Consider the following 13,610-nt stretch of genomic DNA (forward strand, 5'->3'; position numbering starts at 1 on the left):
TAAAACTTGTACCCGAACCACCTAAAAAAATAAAACAATGAAAAAACTAATCATAACCACAGTAACTCTTTTCAGCTCATTCTACATGGCTCTGGAGGGAAGCGAAGAAAAACTTCAGGGAGATTTTGATGGTAACGGAACAAAAGAATATATTTATGCCAAAGTGAGCGATTGCAGCGATGAGTGTGACGGAAAATGTGAAACCACAATCTATTTCAGTGATAAGAATATAAAACCTTTTGTGATTTCACCTGCCAAAGGGGGTAGCTTGTATAATTTGGGAGATCTTAATGGAGATGGAAAGGATGAGATTGGTTTTTATCCTAACTGGTGTACAAGTTGCTGGCATCCTTTTTATACTTATACATTAAGCAAAACAGGATGGAAACCGCTGGTAGATCCTATCTCCACCCATTGCAATCAATGGGAAGAAGACAAATTTCCAATTAAAAAAGATCCTAAAAAGAAAGGAAATGTAATCATCACCACCAGTGAATGGAAAGATGATGATATTAAAATAAGCAGTAAAAGCATAAAGGTTAATTAATTGTTTAAGTGAATGTTGCTGTTACAGAGTTTTAAACCTGGTTTCAGATTCTCATTTTTTTATTTTACGCCTCTGTCTTACTACTGTAAAAACCTGATTTCAGATTCTACATATTAATACCTATCTTTGCAAAATGGAAAAACTCACTTTTGCAGATTTTGACCTGCCGGTTAAAATTCTTGATGTTTTAGCAGATTTAGAATTATTTGAACCTACTCCTATTCAGGTAAAGAGTTTAAAGCCAATCCTTTCCGGGAGAGATGTAATGGGAATTGCACAAACCGGAACCGGGAAAACATTGGCCTATCTTTTACCTGTTCTTAAAGCCTGGAAATACAGTAAAACAGGTAATCCAACAGTTTTGGTACTTGTTCCGACCAGAGAATTGGTAGTGCAGGTAACGGAAATTCTTGAAAAGCTTACAGAGAATATTACTGCAAGAGTAATTGGTGTGTATGGTGGTAAAAATATCAATACTCAGAAGCTTTTATTCAATGACGGTTGTGACATTTTAGTAGGAACGCCGGGGCGAGTAATGGACCTTTCTATAGATAATGCCATCTCTTTAAAAGAAGTTCAGAAGCTTATCATTGATGAATTTGATGAAATGCTTAACCTTGGTTTCAGACCACAGTTAACCCACATTTTTGAAATGATGAGAGAGAAGAGACAGAACATCCTTTTCTCTGCAACCATGACAGAAGCAGTAGACGAAATGTTGGATGAATATTTTGCCAGTCCTATAGAAATTTCATTGGCAAAATCAGGAACTCCGCTGGAAAAGATTGAGCAGACCGCCTACAAAGTTGAAAACTTCAATACAAAGATCAACCTTCTTGAACATTTGTTGAAGAATGATGCAGATATGTCTAAAGTATTGATCTTTAATAATAATAAAAAACATGCAGACCTTCTTTTTACCAAGATAGATGAGCTTTTCCCTGAACAGTTTGACGTTATTCACTCTAACAAGTCTCAGAACTACAGGCTCAAAGCAATGAAGAGATTTGAAAATGAAGAGATCAGAGGATTAATTACAACGGATGTAATGGCAAGAGGTCTTGATATTTCCAATATTACCCATGTTATCAACTTTGAAACCCCAGATATTCCTGAGCAGTATATCCATAGAATTGGTAGAACAGGTAGAGCTGATAAAGAAGGTAAGGCAATCACTTTTGTAACTAAAAAAGAAGAGCCTTTAATTCTGGATATAGAGCTTTTAATGGATAAGGAATTACAATTTAATGACTTCCCTGAAGGCGTTAAAATCAATCCGGCCAAAATTGCTTCCGAGAAAGATGAAGTAGTGATGAAAAACCCGGTACAGGTAAAACTGAACGAGGGTGGAGGAGCTTTCCATGAGAAAAAAGCGAAGAATACAAAAGAGAACTGGGGTGGACCATCAAAAAGAAAAGCTCCTAAGAAATATGGAGCTAACAGAGCACAGCAGAAAGCAATCTCTAAATCGAAGAGAAAGAAATAATAAAAAAAGCGGCAGATCTACTAGAACTGCCGCTTTTTTTATTTCATATAAGGCGTAATTACCTTAGCCCAGATCTGATATCCTTCAGGCTTAAAGTGAAGCATATCATCTACGAAAATATCTTTTCTTACATTTCCGTTGGCATCTTGCATTGCTTTGGTTACATCAATATACTGAGCATTAGATTGCTTTTTCATAAAAGCTTCGATCTTGGCATTGGCTTCTTTAATCTGTGGCCAAAGCTTTTCTCTGCTGGGCGAATACTTCATAGAAATATAATCTACTTCAATATTCGGGAATCTTGCACGTATTTTTTTATAAAAGCTTTTGTATCTCTTTACTACTTTATCTGCTTTCAGCTGAGGGTTATCAGCAAAATCGTTTTCACCACAATAGATTATGATCTGTTTAGGCTGATAAGGAGCTAAAAGATCATCTGCAAAATAATTGAGATCTGTAAGTCTTGAGCCTCCAAAACCTCTGTTGATGATCGTCTTGGTTGGGAAATAGTCTGCTACATCAGTCCATTTTGTAAAAGATGAGCTGCCAATTAGTAAAATGGCATTCTGTGGTGGTGGGTTTTGTTGATCTTGTTTTTTGAATTCCTGGATGTCATGCCAGAACATAGGCTTTTTCTCCTGCGAAAAGGCAAGAGTGAAACACAGTAATAGAAATACTGATAGGAGCTTCTTCATTATATTCAGTTTTAAAATTTGAGATAAAAGTAATAAAAAACTCCCGATCAGCGGGAGTTTAAGTTTATCTTTTATAAGTAATGTAGGTGACATCTATAATTTTGTCTCCGTCTTTATCATAATTTCCAACCAGCTGTGCCAGTCTAAATTCGGTTTGCGTAAGCATATCCACTCTGAAACTCATATTTCCAAGTTCATTATCTTCTCCTTTTAGTTGAATATTCAAAACTTTAGAATCTGTATCATAAGTATACTTTCCTTCGTTCTTAGCTGCAAGCTGGCAATTGGTTCCATCTGCATCTCCATCATAAGCCGTATAACTTACATAATAATCTGTTCTGAAGAAAAGTGTATTTTTAGCGCTGCATCCTTCCGGAGTTGTAGTTTCAAGCACAGTTTTATTATCTTTTCCTGAAATAATTTCTGTCTTTACTTCTTTCCAATCCCCTTTCATAATATCCATTTCATAGGCTGCAAGGTTATCATCATTACAAGAAGTAAGCGCCAGAGTTGAAAAGGCAAATAAAAGTAGCTGTTTTTTCATTTTCACAAATTTAAGAATATGCTAAAATATAAATAAATTTGAAATATATATGATGAAATGATCTTTTTTTAAACGAATGTTTACAAATAAGTCAATTTTTGAAAGTGTGTTTGAGATTTTAAATAGATCTGGAGATAAAAAGGGGAAATATGTCTTAAAAGATAAAAGATATTCACTAAATACCCAATATTGGCACGGGTATCAATATCAATAAAGGTGGGCCAAAGGCCCACCCTAGGTATATAAACGAATTCGCTAGTCAAAACTTAAAGTAACCTCTTAAGCCTTAACCTTTAAAATCGTTGAGTCCTTTAGTAGCTCATTTCTACAATCTTAGATGCATCTTGAGGTGTCAGTTTCTTGTATTCACCAAGTCCCAGCCAGTTTCTTTCTGTAAAGGCTTTTTCCACTCTTTCAGCAGTCCCTTTATAGTCTTCCGTATATTCGGAAAGTCTGGTTTTGATATGCAGGCTGTGGAAGAATTCTTCCAGTTTTTTGATTCCCAGTTCAGCTTTTTCTTCAATGCTTCCTTCTTTAATTCCCCACACTCTTTCAGCATACTGAGCCAGTTTTCCTTTTTTATCTTCGAAGTTATAACGGTAGTGAGAAGGCGCAATAATGGCTAGTGTTCTGGCGTGGTCAATACCAAAATAAGCAGTTAATTCGTGCCCCATAGCATGTACAGCCCAGTCTGTAATAACTCCCTTCTGAATCAGCCCGTTTAAAGCCATAGTACAGCACCACATAAAGTTTCCGGCAGCATCATAGTTGAATTCATCAGCCAATACTTTTGGAGCAGTGTCCTGAAGGCTGATTAAGATACTTTCAGCAATTCTTTCCTGAAGATCCGCAGAAGACGGAGCTGTCATATATTGTTCCAATACATGGGTATAAGCATCGGTAAGACCGTTAACGATCTGGTTTTTAGGAATAGATCTGATTACTTCGGGATCTAAAACAGAAAATTGTGGGAAAAGTCCCGGACCACCTGAAGACAGTTTCTCATTGGTTTCTCTTCTGGAAATTACATAGCCAGAATTCATTTCAGAGCCGGTTGCAGGAAGAGTTAAGATGCTTCCGAAAGGCATTCCTTCCCCTTCAAAAGTCCTTACTTGCTTTCTCAGAATATCCCATGGTTCACCGTCATAATTAGCTGCTGCAGAGATAAACTTAGTTCCGTCAATTACAGAACCACCACCTACAGCAAGAAGATAATTGATATTATTTTCTTTGATAAAGCTGATCGCATTAATTAAAACCTCATATTCAGGATTGGCAGGAACACCTCCAAATTCATACACTTCATGCTCTTTTAAAGCTTCCTTTACCTGGTCATAAACCCCGTTGTTTTTAATGCTTCCACCCCCGTAGATCATTAATATTTTGGCATCTTTAGGAATTTCTTTGGAAATTTTGGCGATTTCACCTTTTCCGAAAAGTATTTTGGTTGGATTTTTAAACTCGAAATTAAGCATTGTCTTAAATTTATTTTACCCAAATTTACGGAATGAAAAAAGAAAATTAAGTTAATGAAAGTTTAAAATTGCTATCACTGAATTTTATGAAAGCTATCATTAAATATGAATTACTGCGGAAGTGATGCTGAATATTTGTCTATGAGCAAAATACCTTACTTCTTTTGGTTTCAAGCATAGTGTAAGATTCTTGTGGCTTTATGTTTAAAAGGTCATAAAGCAGAGCAATCTTCACTTTTTGAATAAACTCCATTACTCTTAGCTTCCAGTTTTCCTGTCTTTCTATTGATTTTAATTAAAAAAGATTCCTTAGTTACAGGGCAGCCTTTAGATTGAAAAGCATACAGAGAGATAGAATGATTTTCAATTTTATAAGAACCCGTAAAGCGATTTTGAGTATCAATAGAGTAGCCGTAAGTCTTAGCTAATAAAACAGCTTCCGGAAGATTGTCCACAGTTCCGATAAAATCTCTTAATTGCTGTTCATTGGAGAAATAAACAGGTCTTTCCTTCTTACACGCCAGAATATAGGAAAAGCAACCATCTCCAATACATTTCTGAAAAAATCCTTTTTCCGGAACCGGCTCATTAATTGTCATAAAGAGAGGAGCCTGACTTTCATAGATTACAGCTTTATCAGGATCAGGATCGTTGGTAAGCACTCTCCAGTAAGCATATTCTTTACTGGGAATAACGAAAGGATAGAGATATTCGGTAGTGTCCAGAATATCCGGGATCTTTTTATAATCATCAGGAACCTTGATCTGTGCAGGAAGCAGACTGGAAAGGATCTGGGAAAGCATGATGATAATTTTCATAAAGAAAGATGTTTAGGACAAATTTACAAAAATAACTTATGCTTCTTAATGCCTCTGGAATATTATAAAAACGTCATTGAGGATATATATGGGAGTGATTTATGTAATCCTTACCTTTTATCGTAATTAAGCTGTAATCATTATTATTGTTTTGACTTAGCTACAATAAAGTTGTTATTTTTTGTCATTTATCAATTCAACTAATTCCAAAATCACTTACATTTGTTATTATGAGACACGACCAACGCGCAGAAAAATTCAGGCAGATCGTGGAGAATAAGTTCCAGATCTATAATTCATTATTTATGAGCCTGCCTTATGATAAAATGACGAATATCGGAATGCTGCTTCCATTTCTTTATGAGGAAAGCAGAACCGGCTATGAAGCAGGAAAAACACCTGAAAACATCGTCGAAGAATTTTTTAAAAATCATACCGATCTTCATACCGAAGAACAGAAGCTTGAACTGCTTTTCAAGATCATCCAATATATAGAAAGGCAGGTGGTTTTATTCGACAGTATTGAAGATGCTGCATTTCCTAACCTGCATTCCGAAAGTGATAGTGGAACCGTTATCAATCTTTTTGAACGCTCTTTCCAGGATCATAAAATTGAAAAAGTACGTGAAAAACTGAAAGACTTCAGTGTGAAGGTAGTGTTTACGGCGCACCCGACTCAGTTTTATCCAAGCTCAGTGCAGAGGATCATTCAGGATTTGAGAGGAGCTATTACCAGTGATTCCGTTACGCAGATCGATATGCTTTTACAACAACTGGGAAAAACTCCTTTTGTTAACAAAGAAAAACCTACTCCGATAGATGAAGCCTTAAGTATTATTTCCTATCTGAGATATGTATACTATGATACCATTGGTGAGCTGTTTACCAAAATTAAAAAGACTTTTGGAAACGGACATTTCCATCTGCATGAAGACATTATACAGCTTGGCTTCTGGCCAGGCGGAGACCGCGATGGAAACCCTTTTGTAACAGCAGAGGTTACCAAAAGAGTAGCAGAAGAGCTTCGTTCGGCCATTCTAAAGTCTTATTACAGCCATTTGAAATTCATCAGAAGAAGATTAAGCTTCAGGGGAGTTTCTGAAGTATTGACAGCACTGAGCGATGAATTGTATGCTGCTATTTTTGCAGGTAAAACAATTACTGCAGAAGCTATTTTAAAGAAAACAGAGGAAGCTGAAAAAATATTAATTCATGAACATAACTCCTTGTTTTTAGATCTTTTGGAGAATTTCAGGGATCGCGTGAAGATCTTCGGGACTCATTTTGCAACCTTAGACATCCGTCAGGACAGCAGAATTCACCAGAAAGTAATTGATGAGGTTTTTGCAAAAGTTTATGGCAGTGAAGAAGCTGATTATGAACAGAAATTCAATAAACTGATTCATATTTCAGGTCCTGTAAACGCTGATGACTTTGAAGATATTGTAAAAGATACCTTATTGACTGTTTCTCAGGTTTCTGAAATTCAGGATTTAAATGGTCTAAGAGGAATGAACCGTTATATTATTTCCAATTCCGATGCGGTGAAAGATGTTATGAATGTTTATGCATTCTTTAAAATCTGTGGATATCAGGATGAAGACATTAATATGGATATTGTCCCACTTTTTGAAACCATGGAAGGACTTAATAATGCTGAGCACGTGATGAATGAGCTGTATCAGAACCCTGTCTATAAAAAACACCTTGAAAGAAGAGGGAACCAACAGACGATTATGCTGGGCTTCTCTGATGGAACCAAAGATGGTGGCTATTTAAAAGCCAACTGGGAAATTTATAAGGCTAAAGAAGTTCTTACCAAACTTTCAGAACAGAATAATATCACAGTTGTGTTTTTTGATGGCAGGGGTGGGCCGCCTGCAAGAGGTGGTGGAAAAACCCACGATTTCTATGCTTCCCAAGGAAAAACAATTGCCAATAATAAAATTGAACTTACTATTCAGGGGCAGACTATTACCAGCATTTTTGGAAATAAAGAACAGGCAAAATACAATTTTGAACAGCTTTTAACAGCCGGAGTAGAAAATGATGTATTCAAAAATGCTAAAAAAGAGCTCACAGAAAAAGAAAGAGCTTTGATTATTGAACTGGCCGATATCAGCTATCAGAAATATTCTGATCTGAAGGCCCATCCGATGTTTGTACCTTATCTGCAGGAGATGAGCACACTGGAATATTACGGAAAAACCAATATCGGAAGTCGCCCGTCTAAAAGAGGAAACGGAAGTGAACTGAAGTTTGAAGATCTAAGAGCCATTCCATTTGTAGGATCCTGGTCACAACTGAAGCAGAACGTTCCCGGGTTTTTCGGGTTCGGCTATGCAATGCAGCAGATGAAGGAACAGGGAAGGTTTGATGAAGTAAGAGAATTGTATAAAGGCTCAGATTTCTTTAAAACTCTGGTATTAAACTCTATGATGAGTATGAACAAGTCTTATTTTCCATTGACTTATTACATCAAAAACAATCCTAAGTTTGGAGCTTTCTGGAATATCCTTTTCAGTGAATATGAAATTTCAAGAGATATCATGCTGGAGCTTACCGGCTTCAAGATGCTTCAGGAAGAAGATCCGCTCTCCAGAAAATCTGTAAAGATTCGTGAAAAGATTGTGCTTCCGTTGCTGAGTATTCAGCAATATGCGCTGATGAAAATCCAGAAAGGAGAGGGCAATAAAGAAGCCTATGAAAAATTGGTGACAAGATCTTTATTTGGAAACATTAATGCAAGCAGAAACTCAGCTTAAGAAAGTAAAAAAATAACTTAAATAAAGCGGCAGCCTCATCTGAGGCTGCCGCTTTATTTATTCTTTAATGAACTTTTCATAGTAAAACTTATCTTTTGAAATTATTTTAAGGTAATAAACTCCTTTTGAAAGATCATCAACCTTTACAGACTTCTGCTTCCTTTCCTTTCTTATCAGTCTTCCCAGGTTATCATAAATTTCTAGTGAACTGATCTCACTTTCTGAAGCAATATTCAAGGTGTTTTTAACAGGGTTGGGAAACAGGGCAAATTTCTCTTTTTTAACAATTTCGGAAGTATTGAGCACATTGTTGTATAAACTCCCGAAATTTAGGATGCCATATCCCATCTGATCCGTATGATTAGGATAAAGGGAAGCTGTCTGTCTTAATTTTGTTTTGAGCTGGTCCCTGTTCATGGCAGGAAAAGCCTGAAGAAGGCAGGCAACTCCGCCAGCAGCAATAGGGGTAGCAAGGGAAGTTCCGTTAGTAGAATAGGTTGTATTCCCTAAAACAGTAGCTGTAGCAGTTCCCCGGGTGCTTCCATCTGGTTTAACAACCCCGAGTGAATTAGGGCCATAAGATGAAAAAGCTGAAGAATTCCCAGAAGAATCTACTGCACCAATCGTAAATACCTTGGCATTATCTGCCGGTGTCAGAAGGTAATGCCATGAACCATTTCCTGAATTTCCTGCAGCAGCAAGAACAAAAATTCCTTTTTCTGCAGCAATTCCTGCTCCTCTTGCAATGAAAGAGGTGCTTCCGTTCATATCAGCATATGTGTAACTGTATTGTGGATTATCAAAAATATTATATCCAAGTGATGTGGTAATGATATCTACCCCTTTTCTATCTGCCTCTTCAGCAGCTTCAATCCAATAGAGCTGTTCCTCCGGAATTTCAGCAGTTGTATTTTCACTGCGGTACAGGTAGAAATCTGCATCAGGAGCTGAACCTACAAATACATTTTCCAGATAGCCTCCTATAACACCTAAAACGGTTGTGCCATGTGCGTTCAGGGAAGAGTTATAGATATCGGTGGATTTGGCAACAAAATCATAGCCTCCCTTTATTTTGTTATTGTTGCGCAACCTAAGAAATGCATCTCCGGTATTTACCGTAGGAAATCCGGTATCAATAACAGCAATAGAAACTCCGTTTCCGGTATAGCCAGCCAGGTGAAGAGGTCTTATGTTACTCTGATCTATCTGGGCTGTACTGGTGCCATATTCAAAAGTAGTAAGAATCTTCTGGTGATTTGTTGGTATTTTCCATTTATTAACGGGAGCTGGCTGTACAACAGGAGTGTTGTTTCGGGCAAAGGTTTCTACAGACAATACAAAAGGCTGGGTCTGTAAAAGCGTGATTTGGGCAGGAGTTGCATTTACAGCAGCTCCATTAAGCCATTTGGAATAATCGGTAACAGTAAATCCGAGATTTTGAAGATTTTGTATATAAGATGGCTCTATAGGAGCATCCTGGTCATTAAGCAGTATGCCTAATGTTGTACGCCTGTCAAGTGATTTTTGGCTAAGCTCAGAAAGAGGATTGGCAAAAAATGCAGCTTTATTGGGTTTATCTTTAAAGAACACAAAAACAAGCTGAGTTTGTGCTGAGGTATAGGAGTAACCTGCTAGGAAACAAAACAGTAAAATTTTTTTCATATAAATTTTTGTATAAAGATAAAAACAAAATCAATAAAATTTTTGATAGGATTTTAAAATCCTTATTTTTACAGAAATAATTTATTTATGAAAAAAATTCAGATGGTTGACTTGCAAAGTCAGTATTACAAAATAAAGAATGATGTAGACAATGCAGTTTTAAATGTAATGGATTCTGCGGCTTTTATCAACGGTCCTGAAGTAAAGTCTTTCCAGAATGAATTGGAGTCTTATTTAGACGTAAAACATGTTATTCCATGTGCTAATGGAACTGATGCATTACAGATTGCTCTTATGGCGTTGGATCTGAAGGAGGGAGACGAAATTATTACTGCTGATTTTACCTTTGCTGCTACAGTAGAAGTAATTCATCTGCTTAAATTAAAATCTGTTTTGGTTGATGTTGATTATGATACATTTACAATTTCTACTGAAGCTCTGAGAAAAGCTATTACACCCAAAACAAAGGCTATTATTCCTGTGCATTTATTCGGACAATGTGCCAATATGGAAGAAATCCTGAAAATTGCTGAAGAACACAATTTATACGTAATTGAAGACAATGCACAGGCAATTGGTGCAGAATATACATTCTCTGACGGAACTTCAAAGTTTGCCGGTACAATGGCAACAGTAGGAACAACTTCTTTCTTCCCTTCCAAAAATCTTGGATGCTATGGAGACGGAGGTGCAATTTTTACCAATAATGATGACTTGGCACACCGTTTAAGAGGAATTGTAAACCATGGAATGTATGAAAGATACTATCATGATGAGGTTGGGGTAAACTCGCGTTTGGATAGTATTCAGGCTGCGGTTTTAAGAAAAAAACTGCCACATCTGGACTCATACAACGAAGCGAGAAGAAAAGCAGCTGACTATTATGACGAAGCATTTGCAGGTCACGAAAATATTTTAACTCCAAAAAGGTCAGAGAATTCTACCCATGTATTCCACCAGTATACACTGAGAATTCTGAACGGGAAGAGAAATGAACTGCAGAAATTCCTTGCAGAAAAGGAAATTCCGGCAATGATCTACTATCCGGTTGCCTTAAGAAAACAAAAAGCATATTTCCAGGAAAGTAATGATGCAGACTTTGTAAATACTGATAAGCTTTTGGATCAGGTAATTTCTTTACCAATGCATACGGAATTAGACGAAGAGCAGTTGAAGTATATTACAGATGCTGTACTTGAGTTTATGGGATAACGAAAAGAAAGATATTTAAATATAGGCTGGTTTATTACTTAGCTGTAATAACCGGCCTGTTAATTTTATAATATCAGCATTTTCAAATTAATGAAAATAGAAAATATAGGAAAACACGAAGATTAAAAAATGGCAATACTTGTTACAGGAGGACTTGGATATATTGGTTCTCATACCGTTGTAGAACTGCTCAATAATGGCTTTGAAGTTGTTATTGTAGATGATCTGTCCCATTCGGAGCGGTTTATTTTAAATAATATAGAGGAAATTACAGGTAAGAAGCCCGTTTTTTATCCTTTTGATCTGAAGCGTAAGGAACTTCTTGCCCAGGTTTTTGATGCCCATAAAATTGAAGGCTGTATCAATTTCGCAGCTTTTAAGGCAGTAGGAGAGAGCCAGGTAAAACCTGTAGATTATTATGAAAATAATCTGTTTTCCCTTATTAATATTCTACAGGAATTTAAAGAAAGAGAAATCTCAAACTTTATTTTCAGCTCATCATGTACCGTATACGGGCAGGCTGATGTGATGCCTATTGATGAAAATACACCTTTAAAAATGCCCGAAAGTGTTTATGGGAAAACCAAGCAGATGGGTGAGGAGATTCTTATTGACTTTGCAAAAGCATACAACCGTAAAATATCATTGCTAAGATACTTTAACCCGATTGGAGCCCATCCATCAGCAAAGCTTGGAGAGTTGCCAATAGGAATCCCTAATAACCTTGTTCCTTACGTAATGCAGACTGCTGCAGGAGTTCGTGAGAAACTAAGTGTATGGGGTGATGATTATCCTACAGAAGACGGAACAGCAGTTCGTGATTATATCTATGTTGTAGATCTGGCCAAAGCACACGTAGCAGCCCTAAAAAAACTGATAGAGGATCAATCCCATGAAACAGTGATTGATACCTATAATCTGGGAACAGGGAAAGGATCATCTGTTTTGGAAGTTGTGAAAGCATTTGAAAAAGCCAATAATGTTGAAGTCCCTTATCAGATCTGTGATAGAAGAGAAGGAGATATTACAATTGCTTATGCTGACCCTTCTAAAGCAGAAAAAGAGCTTGGCTGGAAGTCTGGCACATCTTTGGAAGAGTCTTTAAAGACCGTTTGGGAATGGCAAAAATATCTCAATTCGAGAAACTAAACTTATCAATTCAGTTATTATGGCTTGGAACCCTGAAGTATATGACCAATTTAAAGAAGAGCGTTCAGCACCTTTCTTTGACCTGTTAAAACTTGTAGAGTCAAGAACGGGAATATCAGTTATAGATTTAGGATGTGGAACAGGAGAGCTTACTTCAAAGCTTTTGGATTATTTAGAGGATTCAAAGGTTTTAGGAATAGATTCTTCAGAAGAAATGCTTGAAAAAGCTTCTCAGTTTAAGGCAAGCAGATTGACCTTTGAAAAAAGAAGTATCGAGGAGCAGCTTCATTTGGGAGATACTTACGATCTGGTTATTTCTAATGCAGCCATCCAGTGGTGCAGTAACCATAAAGAACTTTTTCCAAGAATAATCAGTAAGATTAAAGAAGGCGGGCAACTAGCGGTGCAGGTTCCTTCTAATCACGAATATGTAGTACATCAGCTCCTTAGAAAAATTGCCGGTACAGAGCCTTTTAAAAGTGCCTATAGCGGTTGGGAAAGAGAGTATACAGTGTTGAGCATTGAGGATTACGCCAGGATATTATTTGAAAATAAAGGAAAAGAAATTACTGTATTTGAAAAAGTATTTCCTCATGTTCTTGCAGATGCAGATGCAGTATTTACCTGGGCCTCCGGAACAGCGATGCTTCCTTATATAGAAAAGCTCCCTGATGGAATGAAAGAAGAATTTAAAAACGATTATAAAAAACAATTACAAAACATCTTCCCTGAATCACCGGTCTTTTATCCTTTTAAAAGAACATTTATTTCAGCGAAATTTTAATTTTAATATTAATATGAAGACACAGAGAATAGGTATTACTTTTTCCTCATTTGATTTATTACATGCAGGACATATCAAAATGCTTGAAGAAGCAAAAACAGTGTGTGACTATCTGATTGTTGGTCTGCAGATTGATCCGTCTCACGACCGTCCGAACAAAAATAAACCAAGCCAGACCATTGTAGAGCGTTATATTCAGTTAAAAGCAGTAAATGCTGTGGATGAAATTGTGCCTTACTACACAGAAGAAGATTTGTTGGATATTTTAAAATCTTTTGTAATTGATATAAGAATCATTGGTGATGATTATATAGACAGAGATTTTACAGGTAAGCAATACTGTGAAGAAAAAGGAATTGAGATCTTTTATAACAAAAGAGATCACAGGTTTTCTACCAGCGACTTAAGAAAAAGAATTTACGAAGCTGAGAAGGCAAAAGAAGAAAAAGAAGAATCAGTAAAATAAAAATAAA

General features: G+C 36.6%; 12 protein-coding genes. 7 read left to right on the forward strand and 5 right to left on the reverse strand.

What is annotated here, in order from left to right; genetic code table 11:
• Nucleotides 1-37: 37 nt before the first annotated feature.
• On the forward strand, nucleotides 38-547 hold the full coding sequence (locus EG339_RS14505; RefSeq protein ID WP_228459621.1) for a hypothetical protein: 510 nt from the start codon (nucleotides 38-40) through the stop codon (nucleotides 545-547).
• A 133-nt stretch (nucleotides 548-680) separates the two neighbouring features.
• Nucleotides 681-2,033 (forward strand): DEAD/DEAH box helicase, encoded by a 1,353-nt coding sequence (locus EG339_RS14510; protein ID WP_123870689.1) that lies wholly within the window; start codon nucleotides 681-683, stop codon nucleotides 2,031-2,033.
• Nucleotides 2,034-2,071: 38 nt separating this feature from the next.
• Here the strand turns inward: EG339_RS14510 and EG339_RS14515 are convergent, their stop codons facing one another.
• The 4 genes from EG339_RS14515 to EG339_RS14530 all read right to left on the reverse strand — a co-directional run bounded on the left by EG339_RS14515 (nucleotide 2,072) and on the right by EG339_RS14530 (nucleotide 5,565).
• Nucleotides 2,072-2,728 carry a GDSL-type esterase/lipase family protein gene (locus EG339_RS14515; RefSeq protein ID WP_123870690.1) on the reverse strand — a complete coding sequence of 219 codons (657 nt, stop codon included), beginning with the start codon at nucleotides 2,726-2,728 and terminating at the stop codon, nucleotides 2,072-2,074.
• Nucleotides 2,729-2,792: 64 nt separating this feature from the next.
• Nucleotides 2,793-3,272 (reverse strand): lipocalin family protein, encoded by a 480-nt coding sequence (locus EG339_RS14520; RefSeq protein ID WP_123870691.1) that lies wholly within the window; start codon nucleotides 3,270-3,272, stop codon nucleotides 2,793-2,795.
• Between the two features lie 311 nt (nucleotides 3,273-3,583).
• Complete coding sequence (locus tag EG339_RS14525) at nucleotides 3,584-4,747, reverse strand: iron-containing alcohol dehydrogenase (protein WP_123870692.1); 1,164 nt, start codon at nucleotides 4,745-4,747, stop codon at nucleotides 3,584-3,586.
• Nucleotides 4,748-4,959: 212 nt separating this feature from the next.
• Nucleotides 4,960-5,565 carry a hypothetical protein gene (locus EG339_RS14530; RefSeq protein WP_123870693.1) on the reverse strand — a complete coding sequence of 202 codons (606 nt, stop codon included), beginning with the start codon at nucleotides 5,563-5,565 and terminating at the stop codon, nucleotides 4,960-4,962.
• A 230-nt stretch (nucleotides 5,566-5,795) separates the two neighbouring features.
• Here EG339_RS14530 and EG339_RS14535 point away from each other — a divergent pair, with 230 nt between their 5' ends.
• Nucleotides 5,796-8,330: a phosphoenolpyruvate carboxylase gene (locus tag EG339_RS14535; protein ID WP_123870694.1), complete on the forward strand. Its 2,535-nt coding sequence runs from the start codon at nucleotides 5,796-5,798 to the stop codon at nucleotides 8,328-8,330.
• 57 nt (nucleotides 8,331-8,387) lie between these two features.
• Here the strand turns inward: EG339_RS14535 and EG339_RS14540 are convergent, their stop codons facing one another.
• Nucleotides 8,388-9,992, reverse strand: a complete 1,605-nt coding sequence (locus tag EG339_RS14540; RefSeq protein ID WP_123870695.1) for a S8 family peptidase — start codon at nucleotides 9,990-9,992, stop codon at nucleotides 8,388-8,390.
• Between the two features lie 87 nt (nucleotides 9,993-10,079).
• On the opposite strand from EG339_RS14540, the gene EG339_RS14545 reads away from it, so the two are divergent.
• The 4 genes from EG339_RS14545 to EG339_RS14560 all read left to right on the forward strand — a co-directional run bounded on the left by EG339_RS14545 (nucleotide 10,080) and on the right by EG339_RS14560 (nucleotide 13,603).
• Entirely contained in the window at nucleotides 10,080-11,204 is a 1,125-nt protein-coding gene (locus EG339_RS14545; protein WP_123870696.1) for a DegT/DnrJ/EryC1/StrS family aminotransferase, read from the forward strand.
• A gap of 129 nt (nucleotides 11,205-11,333) precedes the next feature.
• The gene (gene galE, locus EG339_RS14550; RefSeq protein ID WP_123870697.1) at nucleotides 11,334-12,353 is read left to right on the forward strand and encodes a UDP-glucose 4-epimerase GalE; all 1,020 of its coding nucleotides are present in this window, start codon (nucleotides 11,334-11,336) and stop codon (nucleotides 12,351-12,353) included.
• Nucleotides 12,354-12,372: 19 nt separating this feature from the next.
• Nucleotides 12,373-13,137, forward strand: a complete 765-nt coding sequence (locus EG339_RS14555; protein ID WP_123870698.1) for a methyltransferase domain-containing protein — start codon at nucleotides 12,373-12,375, stop codon at nucleotides 13,135-13,137.
• 13 nt (nucleotides 13,138-13,150) lie between these two features.
• Nucleotides 13,151-13,603: an adenylyltransferase/cytidyltransferase family protein gene (locus EG339_RS14560; protein WP_123870699.1), complete on the forward strand. Its 453-nt coding sequence runs from the start codon at nucleotides 13,151-13,153 to the stop codon at nucleotides 13,601-13,603.
• The last annotated feature ends 7 nt before the right edge of the window (nucleotides 13,604-13,610 follow it).

This window comes from Chryseobacterium bernardetii, assembly GCF_003815975.1.
Taxonomy (GTDB): domain Bacteria; phylum Bacteroidota; class Bacteroidia; order Flavobacteriales; family Weeksellaceae; genus Chryseobacterium; species Chryseobacterium bernardetii.